Raw genomic sequence first — 23061 nt, 5'->3', positions numbered from 1 at the left:
ATGACCGTCCTGAACAGCCAGCTGCAACCGGGCAGCGAAACGTTTGAAAGCAACCGTGCCGCCATGCAGGCCGTGGTCGACGACCTGCATGCCACCCTCGCCCGCACCGCGCTGGGCGGCAGCGAAGCCGCGCGCGCCAAGCACACCGCACGCGGCAAGCTGCTGGTGCGCGACCGCATCGACGCCCTGCTCGATCCCGGCAGCGCCTTCCTGGAAATCGCGCCGCTGGCCGCGCACGGCATGTACGAAGACGCCGTGCCCGCCGCGGGCGTGGTGGCCGGCATCGGCCGCGTCAGGGGCGTGGAATGCGTGATCGTGGCCAACGACGCCACGGTCAAGGGCGGCACCTACTACCCGATGACGGTGAAGAAGCACCTGCGCGCGCAGGAGATCGCCGAGCAGAACCACCTGCCCTGCATCTACCTGGTCGATTCCGGTGGCGCCTTCCTGCCGCTGCAGGACGAGGTGTTCCCCGACCGCGATCATTTCGGCCGCATCTTCTACAACCAAGCCAACCTGTCCGCGCAGGGCATCCCGCAGATTGCCTGCGTGATGGGCAGCTGCACCGCCGGCGGCGCCTATGTGCCGGCGATGAGCGATGAGACGGTGATCGTGCGCGAGCAGGGCACGATCTTCCTCGGCGGCCCACCGCTGGTGAAGGCGGCCACCGGTGAAGTGGTGACGGCCGAGGAACTCGGCGGTGCCGATGTGCACACGCGCATTTCCGGCGTGGCCGACCACATGGCCGACAACGACCTGCAGGCACTGGCGCGGGTGCGCGCGATCATCGCGCAGTTGAACTGGCGCAAGCCGGAACCGGCGATGGCGGTGCAGGCCAGCGAAGAACCACTGTTGCCGGCACACGAACTGTACGGGGTGATCCCGGCCGATACGCGCAAGCCCTACGACGTGCGCGAAGTGATCGCGCGCCTGGTCGATGGTTCGCGTTTCGATGAATTCAAGCCGCGTTACGGCGCAACGCTGGTGACCGGCTTTGCGCATCTGAACGGCTACCCGATCGGCATCATCGCCAACAACGGCATCCTGTTCTCCGAGTCGGCACTGAAGGGCGCACACTTCATCGAGCTGTGCACCCAGCGCAACATCCCGCTGGTGTTCCTGCAGAACATTACCGGCTTCATGGTCGGCCGCAAGTACGAACAGGGCGGCATCGCCAAGGACGGCGCCAAGCTGGTGATGGCCGTGGCCTGCGCCAAGGTGCCCAAGTTCACCGTGGTCATCGGTGGTTCGTTCGGTGCCGGCAACTACGGCATGTGCGGCCGCGCATACTCGCCGAACTTCCTGTGGATGTGGCCAAACGCGCGCATCGGCGTGATGGGCGGCGAACAGGCCGCCAGCGTGCTGGCCACGGTCAAGCGCGATGGCATCGAAGCCAAGGGCGGCCAGTGGCCGGCAGTGGAGGAAGATGCATTCAAGGCACCTATCCGCGACCAGTTCGAGCAGCAGGGTCATCCTTACTATGCCAGCGCGCGCCTGTGGGATGACGGCGTGATCGATCCGGCCGACACCCGCCGGGTGCTGGCCCTGGCGCTGTCGGCCAGCCTCAACGCCGCCCCGCAGCAGACGCGCTTCGGCGTGTTCCGCATGTAACCCGTGCCATGACCGAGTCTGTTGCCATGTTCACCAAAGTCCTGATCGCCAACCGTGGCGAAATCGCCTGTCGCGTCATCGCCACCTGCCGCCGCCTCGGCATCGCCACCGTGGCGGTGTATTCCGATGCCGACCGCAACGCCCGCCACGTGCGCCTGGCCGACGAAGCCATCCACATTGGTCCTGCCGCCGCACGTGAGAGCTACCTGCGCGGTGATGCCCTGCTCGATGCCGCACGCCTGACCGGCGCGCAGGCGATCCACCCCGGTTACGGCTTCCTGTCCGAGAATGCCGACTTCGCCGACGCCTGCGCCGCCGCCGGCATCACCTTCATCGGCCCACCGGCCAGCGCCATCCGCGCGATGGGTGACAAGAGCGCGGCCAAGGCACTGATGGCCAAGGCCGGTGTGCCGCTGACCCCCGGCTATCACGGCGACCAGCAGGCGCCGGACTTCCTGCGCGCACAGGCCGACGGCATCGGCTACCCGGTGCTGATCAAGGCCAGCGCCGGCGGCGGTGGCAAGGGCATGCGCAAGGTCGAGCGCAGCGAGGACTTCGTCGATGCGCTGGCCAGCTGCCAGCGCGAGGCGGCCTCGGCGTTCGGCAACGACCATGTGCTGGTCGAGAAGTATGTCGAGCGCCCGCGCCATATCGAGATCCAGGTGTTCGGCGACAGCCACGGTGAGGCGGTCTATCTGTTCGAGCGCGACTGCTCGGTGCAGCGCCGCCACCAGAAGGTGCTGGAAGAGGCGCCGGCGCCGGGCATGAGCGCAGAACGTCGTGCTGCAATGGGCAAGGCGGCAGTCGATGCCGCGCGCGCGGTGGGCTACGTCGGTGCCGGCACGGTGGAGTTCATCGCCGGCCCGGACGGCGATTTCTACTTCATGGAAATGAACACCCGCCTGCAGGTCGAGCACCCGGTGACCGAGTACATCACCGGCACCGACCTGGTGGAGTGGCAGCTGCGCGTGGCCTCGGGCCAGCCGCTGCCGCTGCGCCAGGAACAGCTGGCGATCCACGGCCACGCCATCGAAGCGCGCCTGTATGCCGAAGATGCCGACCGGGGCTTCCTGCCCTCCACCGGCACCCTGCGCCGCCTGCGCCTGCCGACCCCGTCGGCCCATGTGCGCGTGGATACCGGCGTGGAGGAAGGCGACAGCATCACCCCGTACTACGACCCGATGATCGCCAAGCTGATCGTCTGGGACGTGGACCGCGAGGCCGCACTGCGCCGCATGAGCCAGGCGCTGGCCGACTGCCAGGTGGTGGGCGTGACCACCAATGCCGGTTTCCTGCGTCGCCTGGTCAACACCGATTCGTTCGCGCACGCCAAGCTGGACACCGCGCTGATCGAGCGCGAGCAGGCGGCATTGAGTGCAGTGGGCGACACGGATGATGCCCTGTGGCTGCTGGCCGCTGTGGCTGCGGTTGCAAGCACGGGCGGCGCCAGCACCGACGCGCGATCCGCATTCGCCGTGGCAGGCCCAGGACGGCTGGCGCCTTGGCGCATCGGCACCGCGCGTGCTGCCGCTGCAGCAGGGCGAACGCAAGCAAACACTGAAGGTGTGGGCGCAGGCCGATGGTTGGCGCGTGCAGCGCGATGACGCCGCGCCGGTGCAGGTGCTTGGCACGGCCGATGCACAGCATCTGACCGTGCAGCTGGGCGAGCGCCGCTGGTCACCGCAGCTGCTGCGCGAAGGCGACCAGCTGTATCTGTTCGGCGCCGATGGCCAGCACCGCTTCACCCTGCACGATCCGGTGGGCGAATCGGACCACGCCGTGGCCGATGCCGGCAGCCTGCTGGCGCCGATGCCGGGCAAGATCGTCGCGACACTGGTCGCGGCCGGCACCGAGGTCAAGCGCGGCACGCCGCTGGTGGTGCTGGAAGCGATGAAGATGGAGCACACCCTGCAGGCACCGGCAGACGGCACGGTGAAGGGCTACCGCGCCAAGGCCGGCGACCAGGTGGGTGATGGTGCGGTGCTGGTGGACTTCGAAGCGGCGTGAACGATGACGCGCCGGGCCCTAGGGCCCGGCTGCATCGGCATTCCCTGCGCGTGGGTCCGCCCGCGGCCACACGTGGCCATCCGGGTCCAGCTCCGCGGTGATCTTTGTGCCACTGCGCCAGCCCAGCCCGCAGATCGCCAACGCACCTTCGGCCATCGGCTGCAGGCCAAGCGCACGCCCGGCCTCGGATTCATTGATGGCCGCTGTAACAAAAGCGCCCAGGCCCAGTGCGGTGGCCGACGCATACAGTGCCTGTGAAACATGGCCTGCATCCAGCGTGACAGCGCGGTAGGCCTTGGCATGGTTCCGATACTTCCAGAAGTTGCGCTCGAAGCGGCACACCAGCACCAGCAGCACGTGTGCATCGGCGAACCAATGCTGCCCGGCCAGCAAGCGCTGGCACAGCGACTCCAGGTCCTGTGGCTGTGCCGGCAGCCGGCCCAGCTCGTGCGCCACCGCATGGTAGTGATACAGCCCCGGGGCCATTCCCTCCACGTTGCGTACCAGCAAGTAGGCCTCCAGCGGATGCAGGCTGCCGGCTGAAGGCACGTTCTTCTTCAGGAACCGCACACCTGGATCGGTTTCCACCTCGGCCTGTGCCATCAGCACCTGCTGCAGCACGCGCGCCAGCAGTGGCAACGGCAGCGCACGCGCGCTATCGAAGTTGCGGCAGGTAGCCCGTGCCTGCAGCTGCGACTGCATCGGATCATCCTCGTAGCACGGCAGTGCCTGTGCTCCATGTATACGCGGAGGTGCCTCGGGTGGCGGACTGCCGTAGCTGCGCACCAGATCGCGTGCGGTCACCAGCTGGTGCTGCTCCATGTCCTGCACGCTGTCCACCTCGTCCCAGCACGACTGCTGGTAGTGCAGCGCCGACAGCGGCCACCAATGACTATCGCGCAGGCGCTGCTCGGCAGCGCAGGCCTTGGCGTGGGCCGGATCATCGCTGACCAGCAGGCCCTGCTGCAGCAATGACAGCACCCGACCGCGCGCGTCCGCTGCTTCCGGCAACGGCTGCCACTGTTCGGCACTGCAGGCCAGCAACCAGGCACAGCTTTCCGCGTCGATCACCTGCACCGACGGCAGGTGCGCCGCACGCACCTGCAGGACCGGCTGCAGCTGCACGCCGGTACCACCAGCCAGCAGTTCCTGCAGGTTGAAGGACGGGCGTTCGACCGGCTCGACGAACAAGGTCCGGCAACGACGGAATCTCATCGCAATGGCATCCGAGGGCTGTTCGGGGCGCCGATCATAGCGTGGCGGGTGCACGTACCCATCAACTTCGCGGCGCCACCGCCGATAATTCCATTTTCCCATTCTGCTGGTGCTGATCCCATGTCTGCTTCCCCCCTTTCCGCCGACGTTGTCCAGCAGCTGCTGGAGCGCCTGGCCAGCGATGATGCCTTCCGGTCCGAGTTTGCCAAGGATCCCGGCCTGGCCCTACTCGCACTAGGTGCGGACGAAGACACCGTGCGTGCCTGCCGTGCATCACTGGCGTCCCTGGGCAGCAAGATGGAGTTCGCCCAGGCCGCATCACGCATGCGGACCCTGCTTGGGACACGCGCCGCCTTCAATGTGCCGTTCCTGTTCGAGGATGGCTTGCCTGGTCTCCAGCAGGAGTAACGATCAGGGTGCCGCTGCGTCCGGGCTGCTGTGAGAGGCCACGGGACTCTCGATCAATGCCAGCCGCTGCACGTCGTTCACGTTCAACGGCAGCAGTGCGTAGTCGCCGATGTTCTCTGCAAAGGCCAGGCCGGCATGGTGTTGAAGCCAGCGCAGCTGACGCTGCGCTGCATCGTGCTGACCCTGGGATCGCAGCAGATCCAACTGCAGCACGCGCCACTGGAACAAACTTGCCTGGCGCTGCTGCGCCAACAACTGCTGTGCACGCAGCGTTTCTCCAGCGTCCAGGGCCATGCGTGCCTGCAGCAGGTTCCACAGTTCGCGCAGGCGCGGATCGTCGTCGCGTTCGGGCAGCGCCTGCAGCGCGTCCCTTCGCTGCATGACCACCGTTGCCTGGCCGGCGCGCAGCGCATGGTAGGCAGCGGCAAGAGCGATGAATGCGTTGCGCCGTGCCGGTGCAGGCTGGTCACGATCGATCGCCGCGAGCGCGCGATCGAGCACCTGCTGGTACTCATGTCCCGGCACGGAAACGCCTTGCCGTGCACGCCAGGCCAGCGCCTGCAAAGCGAGGATGTCACACATCCCACCTGCGCTGGGGCACTGCGACGCAGCCTGCTGCATGTCGCCCGCAGCTTCAGCGCTGCGACCCTGCATGGTCAGCACGGCAGCCCGCTCCATGCGTGTCCCGGGGCCCAATGGCCCCATCGCGGTGAACCCGGCGTTGGCCGCGTCGAAATCGCCAGCCAATGCGGCAATCACCGGCTCCATGCCATCGCCGTTCCAACCCGGGTGCAGCCGCGCACCGCGCAGGGCTGCTTCCGCTACGGAGGCTTCGCCACGGGCCAATTGGATGCGTGCAACAAACGCCAGCACCAATGCACGGCGCGAATGCTGGCGTCCCAGCAGCGGCTGCGTCGCGGCCAGTGCGCCATCGTAGTCACCCTGCGCGAACTGCACCATCGAGTAGTTCATCCAGCCGGCCGGGTCGTCCGGGTACAACTCGGTCAGCATGCGCCATTTGTCAGCGATGCGTGCAGGCGGTGCCCCTTCGAAATCGGCCGCCCAGGCATCGAGATAGAGCTGGTCGCGCGCGGTCAGGTGCGTACGTTGGCTGACCGCCTTGCGGTACAGCGCCGCGGCCTGCTCCAGATTGCCCTTTGCGTGCTGGATGTTCATCTGCCCGACGTAGGCGAAGGCAAAGGCAGGATCCAGCCGGGTCGCCTGCTCGAAGAACATCAACGCATCGTCATAGCGCGCGGCAGCCGTTGCATCGACGCCCTTGGCATAGGCATGCAGTGCGTCCAGATTGGCGGTAGCCACGGTTGGCAGCGGCCGCTGGTCTGCGCCGACGTCACGAAGCGCTTCGCCAAGGTCCGTACGCAGCGCCGCAACCACGTGATCCGTCGAGGCGAGGATCGAATCCAGCCCGCGACCGTCGGCAAAGCGTGTGTAAACGGTCTGTCCGCTACGCGGATCCACGACTTCGACACTGACCCGTACTTTGCCATTGAGCTCCAGCACACTGGGGATCAGTACCGCACGAACTCCGTCACGCAGCGCGACCTCGATGGCCAGCCTGCGGTCCAGCCGCGCCTGCGGAGGGCGCTGCATCAGCTGCAGGGTGTCACGCACCTTCAGCTCGCTGAGGATGTTGACGAAACGCGACTGCCCCAGGCTGATGTACAGCGCCTGCTCCAGGCTGCTGTCCAACTGGGGATATGCCGTGGCGTTGTGCACCGCCGCCACGATCACCCAGTCGCGTTCGGCGAAGGCGATGGCCGGTGCCGGCCGAAACAGCGTCCACAGCACTCCGCATAGCGCCAGCATGAGTGCCGCCTCGGTCACCAGCGCCGCTGGGCGACGCCACAGCGGCAGATCCCGCCACGCTTTTTCACCCGAGCGCGGGCGACGTAGCGGGGCGCTGCCACGCAACCCCACTTCGAATACTTCCTGGCGTTCGCCGATGCCCTTGAAGCGCCAGCAGCCGTGATCCTTCCAGCGCAGCTCGTCAGCCGCCCAGGGCAGTTCGCTGGCTGCCCGACGCGTCATCTGTTCGGCGGCCGCGGACAGCAGGACCTGTCCAGGCCACGCCAGCTGCATCAGGCGCGCAGCCATGGGCTTGGCCAGGCCTTCCACCTCCACCGGTTTTGCGCCGTGGGCAACGGCCTCGGCACTGTTGTTCCACAGCAGCACGTCACCCACGTGCAGGCCGGCGCGTGCACGCAGAACAACGCCACGTTCGCGCCCCAGTGCATCAACGGCGTTCTGGTAGGAAAGAGCAAAGCCGATGCCATCGATGGGACGTTCGAACAGGATGAACAATCCGTCAGACCGATCGATCAGCTGGCCGTTCCAGCGCTGCTGCAGGCCAAGCACCAGGCGGTCATGCTGCTGGAACAGCTCAGCGGCGGCAATGTCACCGATCCGCTCGACCAGCTGCAGCGAATCGCACAGATCGGTGAACAGCAGAGTCCGCACCTGCGAACTCTGCATCGGGAGAAAATCCGGAATGCCGTCCATTGCCACCTCTGCTGCTCATTGTCCGCTTTCGGAGTCGCCGCCCCAGCGCAGGCAGTTGCCACCATCGCGCTTGGCCTGGTACAGCGCGCGGTCCGCGTTGGCGTACCACTCGCTCCAGCCTGCCTCCGGCGCCAGCAGGCTGGCACCGATGCTGACCAGGCTGACGTGCGGCGTGCCATGACTGCGTTCGAGCAGGCCATGCACCGCGCTGAGGATGAACTCGGCCGCGTGCTGCACGATCTCATGGTTGCCACGGCGCAGGATCAGGCAGAACTCATCGCCGCCGAGGCGGCAGGCCAGGTCCTGCTCACCGGCCATCGAGCGCAGGATGTTGCCCATGCTCTGCAGTACACGGTCGCCGGCCTGGTGGCCGTGGCGATCATTGATCTGCTTGAAGCGGTCGCAGTCGATCAGCAGCAGTGCCTGCGGCAACCCTTCGCCATCGGCGCGGCATTCCTGCAGGTACAGGGTGAGGCCACGACGGTTGTGCAGCCCGGTCAGTTCATCGGTACGTACCAGTTCACGGGTGTGGGTCAACTGGTGGGTGGTGATGTACAGGTTGTCCAGCGCGGTTTCCAGATCGTGGTTGCGCCGACGCAGCTGGCTGATCAGCGCCTGCTCGTTGGTCAGCACGCGCATGATCGTACGGCGCAGGAAGTAGGCGACCAGGCCGGGATCGGATTCCACCAGGCGATGGAAGTCGGCCGGGCCCAGCTCCAGTACTTCACAGTCGGCCAGCGCGCGTGCACTGGCGCTGCGCAGGTGATCGCCGACCAGCAGGCCAAGCTCACCGAAGAACTCATGCTGGCCGAGCGTCTTGATCACCAGGTCCTCGCCGAAGTCCAGTTCGATCTGGCCTTGGAGGATCACATACATCCGTTCGCCGCGATGGCCACGCTGGAACAGCCATTGTCCGGCATGAAGCTTGCATGGACGGGCAAATCTGGCGAACAATGCGACCTCGGCAGCGGACAGCAGCGCGTGCACGATCTCGGCCATCGCCACCCGGGCGATACCTGACGTCACATCACTGTTCTCGGCCGCACCCCTGCCGGTCATTCCCTGCACCCGCCGCCAGCGTCCCCTGGTGAGCCGCGGAGCATAGCACCGCTTTAAAGTGTGCGCCCTATCTCATTTTGACCCGTCTGCCGATCTTGATTGATGTGAAGATCGGTGGTGGCCCGTTCTGGTCACGGGTGTCCGGGCAAAACCCCTGCTGGATCAATCCGATGCTGGGTTTCACAGGCTTTCGGCCAAGTTGCCGGCACGCGGGGGTGCGCCTGATTGACGCTGGCTGCGCGCTGCTCCCTTGCATCGATACAACAACGCCGGCAGGTCCCCCGACCGGCCGGCGTTGTCTGGCCCTTCCCTGGCCACCCTGATCGGATTTCGAGGCTTCGGTAGCGCCGGCCGCTGGCCGGCTTCCCTGTGGTGCCCGAAGGATCGCGTGGTTGCCGGCCAGCGGCCGGCACTACCGCATCACGCCGCGCGTTCGCTGCGCCCGCCGTGGAACTGCTCTTCCTCAGTCGAGCCGGTCAATGCGGTGGTCGACGACTGGCCCTGCTGGATCGCCTGGGTCACCGCATCGAAGTAGCCGGTGCCAACCTCACGCTGATGCTTGACCGCAGTGAAGCCGCGCTCGGCCGCTTCAAACTCGGCTTCCTGCAGTTCCACGAACGCGCTCATCTGTCGACGTGCATAGCCGTGGGCCAGATTGAACATGCCGTAGTTCAATGCATGGAAGCCGGCCAGGGTGATGAACTGGAACTTGTAGCCGTAGCTGCCCAGCTCGCGCTGGAACTTGGCGATGGTGGCGTCGTCCAGGTTCTTCTTCCAGTTGAAGCTGGGCGAGCAGTTGTAGGCCAGCAGCTTGCCCGGGAACTTCGCATGGATCGCCTCGGCGAACTTGCGCGCGAACTCCAGGTCCGGCTTGCCGGTCTCGCACCACACCAGGTCGGCGTAGGGCGCATAGGCCAGGCCACGACTGATCGCCTGGTCCAGGCCGTTGCGGGTCTTGTAGAAGCCTTCCACGGTGCGCTCGCCGGTGGCGAATGGCTTGTCGTTGCCATCGATGTCGCTGGTCAGCAGATCCGCGGCTTCGGCATCGGTACGTGCCACCAGCAGGGTCGGCACGCCCAGCACGTCGGCGGCCAGGCGCGCAGCGTTGAGCTTCTCGATGGCCTCGCGGGTCGGCACCAGCACCTTGCCGCCCATGTGGCCACACTTCTTCACCGAGGCCAGCTGGTCTTCGAAATGCACGCCGGCGGCACCGGCCTCGATCATCGCCTTCATCAGTTCGAACGCATTGAGCACGCCGCCGAAACCGGCTTCCGCATCGGCCACGATCGGCTGCAGGAAGTCAATGTCGTCCTTGCCTTCGGCGTGGTGCAGCTGGTCGGCGCGCAGCAGCGTGTTGTTGATGCGCTTGACCACCGCCGGCACCGAATCGGCCGGGTACAGCGACTGGTCCGGGTACATCTGCCCGGCCAGGTTGGCGTCGGCCGCCACCTGCCAGCCGGACAGGTAGATCGCCTTCAGGCCGGCCTTGACCTGCTGCATGGCCTGGTTGCCGGTCAGTGCACCCAGCGCGTTGACGAACTCGCGCTCATGCAGCGATGCCCACAGCTTCTCTGCACCCAGGCGGGCCAGCGAATGCTCGATGTGGACGGTGCCGCGCAGGCGCACCACGTCGGCGGCGCTGTAATTGCGCTGGATGCCTTCCCAACGCGGGTTGGTATCCCAGTCGTGCTGGATCTGTTCGGCAGTGGGCAGCTTGCTCATGTCTTTCTCCAGTTCGGTTCGTGCGTGCAGCGGGGAGGGAAACGGCGGGATACGCGGGCGGCGATCAGTCGATGCGCGCGTAGGCCGGCAGGGTCAGGAAATCGGTCAGTTCGTCGCTGCGGCTCAGTTCGCCGAGCAGGGTGATGGCCTCGCCGATGCGTGCACCACCGGGCAGCGCGGCGGTATCGCCCAGCCGTGCCGGCAGCTGCGACAGGGTGGAATCCAGCAGCGCCAGGTCGATCGCGGTGCCATCGTCCAGTTGCTGGCCCGGCGTATGCAGCCACTGCCACAGCTGGCTGCGGCTGATCTCGGCGGTGGCCGCGTCCTCCATCAGGTGATGGATCGGCACGCAGCCGTTGCCATCCAGCCACGCCGCCAGGTAGCGCACACAGACTTCCACGTTGCCCTCAAAGCCGGCACGGGTGATGGTGCCCGGCGGCCGCGCGATCAGTTCGTCGCGGCCGACGCGCACATCCTGGCGCAGCACGCTGTGCTGGTTTGCACCGGGCATGTGTTCGTCGAAGATCGCCATCGCCACCGGAATCAGCGCCGGGTGCGCCACCCAGGTACCGTCGTGGCCGGCAGTGACCTCGCGCAGCTTGTCGAGCGCGCACACGGGCCATCGCCTGCTCGTTGGCAGCGGCATCGTTGTTGATCGGAATCTGCGCGGCCATGCCGCCCATCGCATGCGCACCACGGCGATGGCAGGTCTGGATCAGCAGCTCCGAATACGCCTTCAGGAACGGCTGGGTCATGGTCACCTGGCCGCGTTCGGGCAGCACGCGGTCGGCATGGCGGCGGAAGGTCTTCAGGTACGAGAAGATGTAATCCCAGCGCCCGCAGTTCAGGCCGACGATGCGGTCACGCAGCGCGTGCAGGATCTCGTCCATCTCGAACACCGCCGGCAGCGTTTCGATCAGCACGGTCACCTTGATCTGGCCATGCGGCAGGCCGAGCATCCCTTCGATGTGCGACAGCGCGGTCTCCCACAGCGCCGCCTCTTCCATGCTCTGCAGCTTGGGCAGGTAGAAATACGGGCCGCGATCCTTGGCCTGCAGGGTGCGGGCGTTGTGGAAGGCAAACACCGCCGCGTCGAACAGGCCACCAGCGATGAACTGGCCATCGATGCGCACGTGCTTCTCGTCCAGGTGCCAGCCGCGCGGGCGCACGATCAGCACCGCCTGTTCGTCGAACGGGCGCAAGGTGTAGTGCTTGCCGGCCTTCCCGTTGGATGCCGGTGCGGTGTACTCGAGATCGCCACGCACCGCGGCGGCCAGCGACTGCTGCCCGGCCAGCAGGTTGCGCCAGGTCGGCGAGGTCGAATCCTCGAAGTCGGCCATGAACACCTTGGCGCCGGAGTTCAGCGCGTTGATGACCATCTTCGGGTCGGTCGGGCCGGTGATCTCGACGCGGCGGTCCTGCAGCGCGGCCGGCAGCGGGGCAACACGCCAGTCGCCGCTGCGGATCGCGGCGGTGTCCTCGCGGAAGTCCGGCAGGCCGCCCTGGTCGAAGAACGCCTGGCGCACGCGGCGTGCCTGCAGCCGTGCCTGCCGGCCCGGTTCCACCGCACGGTGCAGCGACACCAGCAGGGCCAGCAGCGGCGCCGGCAGCAGGGTGTCCTGGCCGGCCACGCGGGTCGCCAGGGCGATGCCGGGGGTGGCCTTGCTGGCGGGGGTGGGAACAGCGGAAGCGACGGCGGACATGGGGCGACTCCAGCGGTGGGGGAACGCCTCCACGGTGCCGTCGGCGCCGAGTATTTGGCAAAACAGTTTTTGCAATGCTCTACATAAGTTGTGCTAATACTTGTGACGCCATGACCACGCGCCCTTCGCCAAGTCCTCGTTTTTCCTACAAATCCGACCGGTTGAAGCCGCTGCGCGCGTTCTGCCAGACCGTGCGCCTGGGCTCGGTCTCACGGGCGGCTGAGGCGCTTTTCGTCAGCCAGCCGGCCATCAGCCTGCAGCTGCAGGCGCTGGAGCGTGAGCTGGGGGTACCCCTGTTCGAGCGCAGCGGGCGCCGCCTGGTGCCCAGCCGCGAGGGCCAGCTGCTCTACGAGATGGCACAGCCGCTGGTGGAGAGCCTGGACGGGCTGGAGGCGCGCTTCCGCGACAAGGTGCGCGGCCTGGACGCGGGCGAGCTGAACATCGCCGCCAACAGTTCGACCATCCTGTACCTGCTGCCGAAGATCGTCGAACGCTTCCGCCTGCACCATCCGGATGTGCGGCTGACCCTGCACAACGCGATCAGTGCCGATGGCACCGACCTGCTGCGCGAGGATGCCGCCGACCTGGCGATCGGCTCGATGACTGATGTGCCGGCCGATCTCAGCTACGCACCGGCCTACCGTTTCGAGCAGGTGCTGATCGCGCCGCACGACCATCCGCTGGCCAGCGGTGGCGAGCTGGAACTGGCCGACATCGCGCGTTTTCCGCTGGTGCTGCCACCGAAGCGGCAGATCACCTACCGCCTGGTCGACCAAGTATTCCAGCGCCACCGCATCGCCTACATCGTGGCATTGGAAGTGGGTGGCTGGGAGGTGATCAAGCAGTACGTGGCGATGGGCATGGGCATTTCCATCGTGCCGGCGCTGTGCCTGAACGAGGCGGACCGCGAGCGGCTGGCGGCGCGGTCGATGAAGCGCTGGTTCCCGGAGCGCAGTTACGGGGTGATCGTGCGGCGTGGCAAGGCGCTGTCGGCGCAGGCGCGGGCGTTTGTGGAGCTGATCCAGCCGGAGTTGTTCAGTCCGCGCGACTACGACCAGAGCGGGCATTCCGAGCGGTGAGGGTTGTTCGGCAGGGCTGCGCCCTGCACCTGCCGAATCAACGTCAACGGCAACTGCAACGTCAAAAGGCGGGCTTCCGTGAGATGGCGGGGTAGGTCCGGTTGCGGGGGACGCTGCAAGTACGTCCCTGTAAGCTCGGTCGCCGCTTGCTCGTGTGCGCTGTCCTGCGCACACGGCAAGACCGGGGTTGGGCGTCTTGCCCAACCCGCCCGAGGCATGCCTCGGGCCCATGCGGCTCACGCCCCCGCAACCGGACCCACCCCGCCTTCGACAGATCACTAGCGCAGTTGGTAGGTGTCGACCTTGGTCGACACGGTAGATCCACGCCATGCGTGGGTGACGTACAAATGATCGAACTGTTGGATCCACGGGCTCTGACCCTGCGTGAAGCTCACGGCGGGAGCGATTACGCCGTGGGACCGTGCACGATGGCGAGCCATTGCGCGAACGCGGTGTCGAAATGTGCGGGCTGCAGGTTGGTCCAACTGCATTGGTAGATCCGCTGCTCTGATTCAACATCGAGAATCTCGGCATCGCATTCGCCGGAACTCCAGTAGGTGATGCGGGCGATGACCTGCGCGGTACCGATGTCAAGCCTGCCAGCCGTGTTGGCGGTGGGGGGACAGCGCGTGGCGATGCCATGGGGTGCAGCCCAGGCCAGGAAGGCGTTCAACCATTCGCGGTGGATTGTCGGGTCGAAGGGCATGGGGTTCCGGCCAAGGTGGATTCCTGACCGTAAGATAGGCAGGCCGACCGGGCGCGTCATCTGCCGCTGCTGCATGTCCATCGAACTCCGCCATCTGCGCTATTTCCTCGCCGTTGCCGATACGCTGCACTTCGGACAGGCGGCGGAGCGGCTGGGCATGTCGCAGCCGCCGCTCAGCCAGCAGATCCGCCAGCTGGAAGATCTGATCGGTGCGCGCCTGTTCGTGCGCAGCCATCGTCGTGTGCAGCTGACGCCTGCCGGTGAGCTGCTGCAGGAACGTGCACGCGCCATCGTGCAGCAGGTGGAAACGGCGGTGGACGAGGTGCAGCGCGCGCAGCGCGGTGAGCAGGGTGAGCTGCGCATCGGATTGACCCGCGCCACGCCGCTGTCACCGCAGATTCCGCGTTCAATCCTGCAGTACCGCCAACGCTATCCGCAGGTGCGGCTGCAGCTGAGCGAGATGAACACCCTGCAGCAGATCGATGCACTGCTCGATGGCAGCCTGGACGTGGGCATCATCCGCAAGCGCGCGTTGCCGCCGGAACTGGTGGCGCACAGCCTGTTCGTCGATCCGCTGGCGTTGATCGTGCATGCCGACCATCCTGCCCTGCGCAGACTGTCGAAGCAGGGCACGCTGTCGATGCGCGACTTCGCGCAGGAGCCGTTCGTGGCGTTCCGCCGCAGTGCCGGTGCCGGCATCCACGACCACATGATCGCGCTGTGTGCGGCTTCCGGGTTCACTCCGCGCATCGTGCAGGAAGCCGGTGAGGCATCGACGCTGATCAGTCTGGCCGCTGCTGGCCTGGGTGCGGCGATCCTGCCGTCGTCCTGCGATCACATCCGGGTGGAAGGCGCGCTTCGTCGCGCTGGCCGATGCCGGTGCGCATTCGGAAGTGCAGCTGGCGTGGCACCGCGAGGGTGTGACGCCGTTGATCCGCAACTTCGCCGGGCTGTTGCGTGAGGCGTTCGCGGAAGGGTGAGGTGCAACCCACCCGGTAGCGGCCAACCTTGGTTGGCCCACGGCCACAGCGCCGACCAAGGTCGGCATCTACCAGAGCAGGATCACGCCGTCACCGGCTGCGGGGCGCGCTGCTGCAGCGCCCAGACAATGCCACCGCCGATCAGGGTCAGCACGGCGGCGAACAGGCACACGCCCAGCCAGTCCCACGCCGCATAGGCCAGGCCGCCTACACCACCGAGCACGCTGGAACCCAGATAGTAGGCAAACAGATACAGCGCCGAGGCTTCCGCGCGCATTGCACCTGCGCGGCTGCCGACCCAGCTGCTGGCCACGGAGTGACCGCCGAAGAACCCAAACGTGACCAGCGCGATACCCAGTGCCATCGTGCTCAGCCACGGCATCGCCAACAGCGCGATGCCGGCACCAATCAGTGCGAACGAGATCGACAGGATGCGCCCGCGCCCGTAACGCGTCGCCTGCTGGCCCATCCACGCCGAACTGAAGGTGCCCACCAGGTACACGCTGAAGATCAGCCCCACCACGGTCTGGCTGAGGTGGTACGGCGGCGCCAGCAGGTGATACCCGAGGTAGTTGTAGAGGGTGACGAACACGCCCATCAGCACGAACGAGGTAGCGAACAGCCACGGCAGCCCCGGGTCGGCGAACAGCGTGCGCCAGCGCGACGGCAATTGGCGCAGGCCGCCGCGACGTGCATGGAAGTGCCGCGACGGTGGCAGCTGCAGCCACAACAGCACGGTACTGGCGATGGCGATGATTGAGACGACGCCGATGCCCCAGCGCCAGCCCCAGTGGTCGGCGATGATGCCGGCCAGCAGGCGCCCGCTCATGCCACCGATGGCGTTGCCGCCGATGTACAGGCCCATCGCCAGGCCCAGCGCGCGGCTGTCCATTTCCTCGACCAGGTAGGTCATCGCCACTGCCGGCACGCCGCTCAACGCCAGGCCGAGCAGGGTGCGCAGTACCAGCAGCGTGGTCCAGTCATCCACCAGTGCCGTGCACAGCGACAGCGTGGCCGAGGCCAGCAGCGCGGCGATCATCATCGGGCGGCGGCCAACCGCGTCGGAGAGCAGGCCGGCCAGCAGCATCGCCACTGCCAGCGTGCCGGTGGTCAACGACAGCGACATCGCGCTGCCGGCGGCGGACACGCCGAAATGACGGCTGAACTCCGGCAGCAGCGGCTGCACGGTGTACAGCAGGCCGAAGGTGGAAAAGCCGGCCAGGAACAGCGCCAGCGCGGTGCGGCGGAAGGCTGGCGTGCCCTGCTGGATGCGGGTCTCGGCGATGGGATCGACAGTGGGGGGGCGGCGTTCGACGGCCGCCGCGGTTTCGCCAGTCATGGGATCGATGGGCCGGTGGGGCGGCCAAGCGTGGGAGGGAACGGGCCTCAGACTAGGCCCGTCGATCCAGTCGATCCATAACCTGGTAGGTCAGGATTGATACATAAGAAGTATCAATTCAGCTTACAGACGCTGCCACTCGAAACCGTCGCCACGACGGTAGTACACCGCCACGGCGCGGCCGTAGAGCTTGTCGGCGTCAACGAAGCCGAAGAAGCGACCGTCGAAGCTGTTGCCACGGTGGTCACCCAGCACCAGTACCTTGCCGTCCGGCACCACCAGGTCAGCGATGTCCGGGCCGCCGCCCATGTCCAGGTCGAGGCGGGCATGGCGGTCGCCGAAGGCTTCCACGTCCTGCAGGTCGGCGGTCTGCAGCGGCTGGCCGTTGATGCTCAGATGGCCTTCGCGCAGCTGCACATGATCACCGGCCACTGCAGCCACGCGCTTGATCAGGCGGGTGCCGTCGGCCGGCGAGTCGAATACCGCCACTTCGCCGCGCTGCGGGGTGCCGGTCGCCATCAGTTCCTTGCCGGTGAACGGCAGGCGCAGGCCATAGGCGCGCATGTCCACCACCACCCGGTCGCCGGGCTGCAGGGTCGGCTGCATCGAGCCGCTGGGCACCACGTAGTGGTTGGCGAGGGTATCGCGGGCGGCGGCGAGCAGGCCGAGCATCACCAGCAGCGGCAATGCTTCCTTCTTCAGCCAGGCCAGCGCGCGTTCGGAAAAGGGAGGGCGGGCAACAGCATCCATGACAGGCTCCGGGTAGGTGATAGCGGTATCAGACCACACGCAGGCGCCGCAGGTTCCCGGTAGCGCCGGACACGGGTTACGCAGGTTTTACGCCCCGGCCCGGCAGCGGGCATCGCACCTTTACGGGCAGCACGCGCATCGTGTGCCCACCGCGCCGCAGGGCGCATTCCGCAAGGTGTTGTATGACCCTCCTGGTGATCCGCCACGCATCTTCGTCGGCGCCGCGTCCGCAGCTGCCGGCACAGTTGGCCGGCCATCGCGTGCTGTGCAGCGACTGCGCCAGCCTGTCTGAAGTGCGCCAGTGCCTGTGCCAGCCGCAGGCGCGCTCGGCCGACTGGGTGCTGCTGGATGTCGGCGTGGCCGACGAGGCGCAATGGCAGGCCGAGGGGGGCGCGCTGCAGGCGGCGCTGGAACGGTTGCCGGCGCAGTACATCGAACTGCAGTCACCCAGCGAACCCGGCCTGGATGCGCGCCTGCGCCTGCAGCATGGTCCTGCCGCGGTAGTGGTCGACCAGCGCAGCCAGCAGGCCGGCTATCCGCTGTCGCTGGCCATCGTCGGCCGCCGCCTGGCACAGGAGGGCTGAGCCATGTCGATCTTCATCATCCGTGGCCCGGAAGCGTCCGGTGCGTTGATCCGCACAGCAATGCCGCTGCCGGCGCCGGTACTGAAGTCGCTGGTGCATCGCGCGATCGACGCCGGTACCAGTGTGGCGATCCGTGCCTGCGGTTCGGAACAGGAACTGCTGGATGCGCTGCGTGTGGCCGACCACAGCCGCGGCGAGGTGACCCTGCTGGATCCGGGTGCATGTGCCAACAGCCTGCGCCTGCAGCGCCTGCTGCCCTACCTGCACAACGCCTATGTGGAAGTGCATGACGACGGTGCAGTGGCCGAGCCGTGCCTGCCGGCCGGTGTCGGCCAGCGCCTGGGCATCGCCGCTGGTTACGGCGCGCAGAGCTATGTGCTGGCGCTGGATATCGCGCTGGATCACCTGGGCCTGGCCGAGCAGGCGAACCGGGTGCACGTGGGGACGTAAGCCGCTTGTGTAGAGTCGAGCTTGCTCGACTGGCTTTTCGCGGAAAGACCGTCGAGCAAGCTCGACGCTACACAAAGAAAAACGGCGGGGTTGCCCCCGCCGTTTTCTGTTTCTTATTTCAGCCCGCGGAACTTCAGCAGCGGTTCCACCGACGGGTCCTTGCCGCGGAAATCGCGGTACAGGGTCGACAGCTCCACGCTGTTGCCGCGCGAGAGGATCTTGTCGCGGAACTCCTGGCCGTTGGCCGCGGTCAGGCCACCGTGTTCGGTGAACCACTGGTAGGCGTCATGGTCCAGCACTTCGGCCCAGAAATAGGCGTAGTAACCGGCCGAGTAACCGCCACCCCAGATGTGATCGAAGTAGGTAGTGCGGTAGCGCGGCGGCACCTGCGGCAGGTCGACCTTGAACTTCTTCAGCGCGCTGGCTTCAAAGGCGCCAACATCCTGTAGCGGGGCGTCAGCCTTCTGCGTGTGCCAGGCCAGGTCGAGCAGTGCGGCCGACAGGTACTCGGTGGTCGCATAGCCCTGGTTGAAGCTGCGTGCCTTGAGGATCTTGTCGACCAGTTCCTGCGGCATCGCCTCGCCGGTCTTGTAGTGCTTGGCGTAGTTGGCGAACACCTTCGGATCCAGCGCCCAGTGCTCGTTGAACTGCGACGGGAACTCGACGAAATCACGCGAGGTGGCGGTGCCGGCGATCGACGGGTACTTCACGTTCGAGAACATGCCATGCAGTGCGTGGCCGAACTCATGGAACATCGTGGTCACGTCGTCGAAGCTGATCAGCGCAGGCTGGCCGGCGGCCGGCTTGGTGAAGTTGCAGACGTTGTAGACCACCGGCTTGGCACCGGTCAGGCCGTCCTGCTCGACGAACACGTCCATCCAGGCACCGCCGGACTTGCTGTCACGCTTGAAGTAGTCGGTGTAGAACAGGGCCAGCGAGGTGCCGTCCTTGTCGAACACTTCGTACACCTTCATGTCCGGGTTGTAGGTCGGAATGTCGGTACGCGGCTTGAACGTGATGCCGTACAGCTGGGTAGCGGCGTAGAAGACGCCGTTCTGCAGCACGTTGTCCAGTTCGAAGTACGGCTTGATCTGCGACTCGTCCAGATCGTACTTGGCCTTGCGCACCTGCTCGGCGTAGAAGTCCCAGTCCGAAGCAGCGACCTGGAAACCACCCTTCTGCGCGTCGATCACCTTCTGGATCTCGCCGGCTTCGGCACGCGCCTTGGCAGTGGCGGCCGGCACGGTGTCGGTCAGCAGCTTGAGCGCGGCAGCCGGGGTCTTGGCCATCTGGTCGCCCAGCTGGTAGTCGGCGAAGGTGTCGAAGCCGAGCAGCTTGGCCTTCTGCGCACGCAGCTGGGCCAGGCGCTGCACGGTCTGCCGGGTGTCGTTGGCATCGCCACGCTCGGCGCGGGTTTCCGAGGCCTTCAGCACGGCGGCACGCTGGTCGCGGTCACTCAGCGAGCCGAGCACCGGCTGCTGGGTGGTGTTCTGCAGCGGCAGCAGGAATTTGCCATCCAGCTTGCGATCCTTGGCTGCATTGGCGGCATTGTTGATCGCATTCTCGTCCAGGCCGGCCAGCTTGGCCTTGTCGTCGACGACAACGGCCGCAGCGGCGGTGGCCGCCACCAGGCGGGTGTGGAACTGGGTGGAAAGGGTGGTTTCTTCCACGTTGAGCTTGCGCAGGCTCGCCTTGTCGGCGTCGGACAGCTGCGCACCGGCGCGCACCAGACCGTCGTAGTAGTGCTCGACCAGGCGCTTCTGCACCGGGTCCAGCTCCAGCGTGTCACGCTGGTCGTACAGCGACTTCACGCGCGCGAACAGCTTCGGATCGAGGTTGATCTCGTCCTGGTGCGCGGCCAGCTTCGGCGCCACGTCTTCCTGGATCTTCTGGCGCGCATCGTTGGTATCGGCCTGGACCAGGCCGAAGAAGATGCGCGACACGCGGTTCAGCGTCTCGCCGCTGCGCTCCATCGCCACGATGGTGTTGTCGAAGGTGGCCGGCTCGCTGCTGTCAGCGATCTTGCGCACGTCGGCCAGGTGCTGGCGCATGCCTTCTTCGAACGCCGGCAGGTAGTCGCTGTCCTTGATCTTGTCGAACTGCGGCGCCTGGAACGGCAGCGTGCTGGCGCTCAGCAGCGGATTGGTGGAGGCTTCGGCCGGCTGCTGGGCCGGGGCTTTCTGGGCATCGGACACGGGGGTGGACTCCTTGCCGGAACAGGCCGCCAGCGCCAGGCTGATGGCGGCGGCCAGGACTACGGTACGCGACATGTAAAACACTCCTTGGGCAGACGGTACGGGATACCAGCCCTCCACCCTACTCCTGTCGCGCTCGCCCGGCATGTGCCGGACGTGGCGTCTATGCGGCGGCCTGCGGCTGGCTCAGACCGTACCGCGGGTCTTGCCGATCCAGGGCCGGTAGAACTCGCGGATGGCGGCCATGTCGGCGGCGTCATCGCCGGTCGGCGTGAACAGCGGGCCGATGCCGATGGTCTTTTCCGGGTAGTGGAAATACGCGGCCAGGATCGGCACGTCGGCCATCCGCGCGATCTTCAGGAAGCCGGCCTTCCAGTCCTTCACGGCCTTGCGGGTGCCCTCGGGCGTGATGGCGAACCACATCTTCTCGTTGTTGCGCAGCAGGTCCACGGCCTGGCCGACGGTGCCCTGCGGCGAGCTGCGGTCCAGCGGGATCACGCCCAGCTTGTGCAGCAGCGGGCCGAGCGGCCACCAGAACAGCGATGCCTTGCCCAGCACCTTCACCTTCATGCCCAGCGCGATCTTCGCGGCCATGCCCCACAGGCCATCCCAGTTGGACGAATGCGGGGCGATGATGAAGACCAGCCTGGGGATGTCAGGCAGGGTACCGGTCACCTTCCAGCCGCCCATGCGCAGGGTGCAGCGCGCCAGCCAGCGCAGGAAGGCGTTGGGTTTGACCTGCGGCATCTGCGGCGGCACGGCCGGCAGCAACGAAGTCGGGTTGTTCAAGCAATCACTCCCAGTCACGTGATGAGCGCCCGCGCTTGATCTGCGCGCCCGCGTTTGGCGTCCAGACGACGCAGTTTCGACCCGAGGGTCGGCTTGGTGGCCTTGCGCGGCTTGGGCACGCTCAGCCCGGCCTGGATGAAGGCCGCCAGCCGATCGCGCGCATCCTCGCGATTGCGATCCTGGGTCCGGAAACGTTGCGCGTCGATGACCAGCACGCCTTCGCCGGTCATGCGCCGGTCACGCCGCGCCAGCAGGCGCGCGCAATGGTTCGGGCAACGAGGGCGAGTTGGCCACATCGAAACGTAGTTCCACCGCGGTGGAGACCTTGTTGACGTTCTGGCCACCGGCGCCACTGGCACGCACGAACCGCTCGACGATCTCGCCGTCGGGGATTTCAAGCTGCGCGCTGATGGTGACCGGTCCACTGCCCATCCGCGCATTGTAGCGGCAGCCACGCACCGGAGTGCGGCATCGCGCCCCGTATGCCGCCGATCAGGTACCGAACACGCCGCCTTCGCCTTGGCTGCGGGTATGCTGGCCGTCCCATGTACTGCAGGAAGCCCCGCATGACCCGCACCGCACCCGCCCTGCCGTCCCTGCTGCGCCGCGCCGCCCTGCTGCTGGCGCTGGCCGTGGCCAGCGTTCCGGCCCTGGCCGCGCCACCGACCGATGGCGACATCAACCGCCTGCTGTCGGCCTCACGCGCGCAGAGCATGATCGACACCATGCTGCCGCAGATCGAGGCGATGCAGCAGCAGCAGTTCCAGCAGGTAGCCGCACAGCGCCAGCTCAATGCCCAGCAGCAGGAACAGCTGAAGCGGATCCAGGCACGGACCAGCCAGACCCTGCGCCAGGCCCTGTCCTGGCAGCAGCTGCGGCCGATGTACGTGGACCTGTACAAGAAGACCTTCAGCAAGGAAGACGTGCTGGCGATGGCCGAGTTCTACGAGAGCGCGGCCGGCCAGAGCCTGCTGGACAAGACCCCGGCGCTGATGCAGAACGTGATGGTGGCGATCCAGGCGCGCATGCAGCCGCTGTTCGCGGACCTGCAGAAGGATCTGGAAGCGATCGTCAACGAGCCGGAAAAGAAATGAGGTAGTGCCGGCCGCTGGCTGGCTCCCCATTACATCTGGAATCGCGCAGATGCCGGCCAGCGGCCGGCACTACCGTCAATCGATATCCACCTGCCAGCCGAACAGGTCCAGCGCCTTCTGGAACCCGCCGTCCAACGGCGCACGCACGTCCACCGTGCCACCGTCCGGATGCGGGAAGCGCAGGCGCTCGGCGTGCAGCAGCATGCGGTGCACGCCCTGCATGCGGAAGATGCGGTTGTGGCGACCATCGCCGTGGCTGGTGTCGCCGATCATGTGATGCGAGAGGTGCTTGAGGTGCCGGCGGATCTGCCGGAAACGCCCGGTCTGCGGCTGGCAGCGCAGCAGCGCGTAGCGCGAGCTGATGAATTCACCGACCGGCACCGACAGCTCGCCGGTGGCCAGGCGCTGGAAGTCGGTGATCGCCGGCTTTTTCACCGGCTTGCCCGGGCCGCCGTCCAGATCATGATCGACCTGCCAGGCGAGCTCGGCCGGCCAGCCCCGGCAGACCGTCAGATAGTCCTTCAGCACTTCGCCGCCCATCAGTGCCTTGCCCAGCGCGCTGGCGGTGTCGCGGTCGAAGGCCAGCAGCAGGCAGCCACTGGTGGCCCGGTCCAGGCGATGCACGAGGAAGATCGGGCGGCCCAGCTGCTCGCGCAGGCGGTCGGCCAGGAAGTCGTCTTCGCCACGGGCCAGCTTGCTGTCGTGGACCATCAGCCCGGCAGGCTTGTTGACCACGGCCAGGCGCTCATCCAGGTGCAGCAGCTGCAGGGGCGCGGTGTCGGTCTCGACCGCGGCGAGGGTATCGGGTTCGGTGCTCACGGCAGGATTATCGGGGCTGGGCATTGAATGG

16 protein-coding genes and 4 pseudogenes are annotated in these 23061 nt (G+C 66.7%); 8 read left to right on the top strand and 12 right to left on the bottom strand.

The window, feature by feature from the left end:
* Together ACZK2V_RS01200 and ACZK2V_RS01195 are read left to right on the top strand one after the other, a co-directional pair.
* A complete protein-coding gene (locus tag ACZK2V_RS01200) occupies positions 1–1611 on the top strand; it encodes a carboxyl transferase domain-containing protein (RefSeq protein ID WP_180844598.1) in 1611 nt (536 codons plus the stop codon).
* A gap of 26 nt (positions 1612–1637) precedes the next feature.
* Positions 1638–3618: pseudogene (locus ACZK2V_RS01195) on the top strand (acetyl/propionyl/methylcrotonyl-CoA carboxylase subunit alpha).
* A gap of 18 nt (positions 3619–3636) precedes the next feature.
* Here the strand turns inward: ACZK2V_RS01195 and ACZK2V_RS01190 are convergent.
* Complete coding sequence (locus ACZK2V_RS01190; RefSeq protein ID WP_071229560.1) at positions 3637–4833, bottom strand: putative peptide maturation dehydrogenase; 1197 nt, start codon at positions 4831–4833, stop codon at positions 3637–3639.
* A 120-nt stretch (positions 4834–4953) separates the two neighbouring features.
* On the opposite strand from ACZK2V_RS01190, the gene ACZK2V_RS01185 reads away from it, so the two are divergent.
* Positions 4954–5241 carry an NHLP-related RiPP peptide gene (locus ACZK2V_RS01185; RefSeq protein WP_049462810.1) on the top strand — a complete coding sequence of 96 codons (288 nt, stop codon included), beginning with the start codon at positions 4954–4956 and terminating at the stop codon, positions 5239–5241.
* 3 nt (positions 5242–5244) lie between these two features.
* On the opposite strand, the gene ACZK2V_RS01180 is transcribed toward ACZK2V_RS01185, so the two are convergent.
* From ACZK2V_RS01180 to aceB, 4 genes and pseudogenes are all read right to left on the bottom strand, one after another.
* Positions 5245–7734, bottom strand: a complete 2490-nt coding sequence (locus ACZK2V_RS01180; RefSeq protein ID WP_486322905.1) for a putative peptide modification system cyclase — start codon at positions 7732–7734, stop codon at positions 5245–5247.
* Positions 7735–7776: 42 nt separating this feature from the next.
* Positions 7777–8820, bottom strand: coding sequence for a GGDEF domain-containing protein (locus tag ACZK2V_RS01175; protein ID WP_071229558.1), 1044 nt, complete (start codon positions 8818–8820; stop codon positions 7777–7779).
* A 420-nt stretch (positions 8821–9240) separates the two neighbouring features.
* Entirely contained in the window at positions 9241–10542 is a 1302-nt protein-coding gene (gene aceA / locus ACZK2V_RS01170; RefSeq protein WP_004153647.1) for an isocitrate lyase, read from the bottom strand.
* Positions 10543–10606: 64 nt separating this feature from the next.
* A pseudogene (aceB, locus tag ACZK2V_RS01165) lies at positions 10607–12245 on the bottom strand (malate synthase A).
* Positions 12246–12355: 110 nt separating this feature from the next.
* Here aceB and ACZK2V_RS01160 point away from each other — a divergent pair.
* Positions 12356–13324 (top strand): LysR family transcriptional regulator, encoded by a 969-nt coding sequence (locus ACZK2V_RS01160; protein ID WP_180844594.1) that lies wholly within the window; start codon positions 12356–12358, stop codon positions 13322–13324.
* 406 nt (positions 13325–13730) lie between these two features.
* Here ACZK2V_RS01160 and ACZK2V_RS01155 read toward each other — a convergent pair whose 3' ends face one another.
* Positions 13731–14111: an immunity protein TriTu family protein gene (locus ACZK2V_RS01155; RefSeq protein WP_180844593.1), complete on the bottom strand. Its 381-nt coding sequence runs from the start codon at positions 14109–14111 to the stop codon at positions 13731–13733.
* On the opposite strand from ACZK2V_RS01155, the pseudogene ACZK2V_RS01150 reads away from it, so the two are divergent.
* Positions 14104–15010: pseudogene (locus ACZK2V_RS01150) on the top strand (LysR family transcriptional regulator). The gene ACZK2V_RS01155 and the pseudogene ACZK2V_RS01150 sit on opposite strands and share 8 nt — an antisense overlap.
* An 82-nt stretch (positions 15011–15092) precedes the next feature.
* Here the strand turns inward: ACZK2V_RS01150 and ACZK2V_RS01145 are convergent.
* Both ACZK2V_RS01145 and lepB read right to left on the bottom strand, forming a co-directional pair.
* Positions 15093–16349: an MFS transporter gene (locus ACZK2V_RS01145; RefSeq protein ID WP_180844591.1), complete on the bottom strand. Its 1257-nt coding sequence runs from the start codon at positions 16347–16349 to the stop codon at positions 15093–15095.
* Between the two features lie 123 nt (positions 16350–16472).
* Positions 16473–17099 (bottom strand): signal peptidase I, encoded by a 627-nt coding sequence (gene lepB / locus ACZK2V_RS01140; RefSeq protein WP_180844590.1) that lies wholly within the window; start codon positions 17097–17099, stop codon positions 16473–16475.
* 182 nt (positions 17100–17281) lie between these two features.
* Here lepB and ACZK2V_RS01135 point away from each other — a divergent pair, with 182 nt between their 5' ends.
* A complete protein-coding gene (locus ACZK2V_RS01135) occupies positions 17282–17683 on the top strand; it encodes a hypothetical protein (RefSeq protein WP_021203742.1) in 402 nt (133 codons plus the stop codon).
* A gap of 3 nt (positions 17684–17686) precedes the next feature.
* The gene (locus tag ACZK2V_RS01130) at positions 17687–18133 is read left to right on the top strand and encodes a 3-dehydroquinate dehydratase (protein ID WP_032968155.1); all 447 of its coding nucleotides are present in this window, start codon (positions 17687–17689) and stop codon (positions 18131–18133) included.
* 113 nt (positions 18134–18246) lie between these two features.
* Here the strand turns inward: ACZK2V_RS01130 and dcp are convergent, their stop codons facing one another.
* From dcp to arfB, 3 genes and pseudogenes are all read right to left on the bottom strand, one after another.
* On the bottom strand, positions 18247–20403 hold the full coding sequence (gene dcp / locus ACZK2V_RS01125; protein ID WP_107431618.1) for a peptidyl-dipeptidase Dcp: 2157 nt from the start codon (positions 20401–20403) through the stop codon (positions 18247–18249).
* Between the two features lie 111 nt (positions 20404–20514).
* Positions 20515–21075, bottom strand: coding sequence for a lysophospholipid acyltransferase family protein (locus ACZK2V_RS01120; RefSeq protein WP_223276957.1), 561 nt, complete (start codon positions 21073–21075; stop codon positions 20515–20517).
* A 46-nt stretch (positions 21076–21121) separates the two neighbouring features.
* Positions 21122–21549 (bottom strand): annotated as a pseudogene (arfB, locus tag ACZK2V_RS01115) (alternative ribosome rescue aminoacyl-tRNA hydrolase ArfB).
* 134 nt (positions 21550–21683) lie between these two features.
* Here arfB and ACZK2V_RS01110 point away from each other — a divergent pair.
* Complete coding sequence (locus ACZK2V_RS01110) at positions 21684–22211, top strand: DUF2059 domain-containing protein (protein ID WP_010487093.1); 528 nt, start codon at positions 21684–21686, stop codon at positions 22209–22211.
* A 75-nt stretch (positions 22212–22286) separates the two neighbouring features.
* Here the strand turns inward: ACZK2V_RS01110 and ACZK2V_RS01105 are convergent, their stop codons facing one another.
* A complete protein-coding gene (locus ACZK2V_RS01105) occupies positions 22287–23030 on the bottom strand; it encodes a pseudouridine synthase (RefSeq protein WP_180844589.1) in 744 nt (247 codons plus the stop codon).
* Positions 23031–23061 lie beyond the last annotated feature (31 nt).

The organism is Stenotrophomonas sp. 93052_Sma (genome assembly GCF_056481145.1).
Note: the sequence above shows the minus strand (reverse complement) of the source record. Positions and strands in the feature narration are given on the sequence as shown.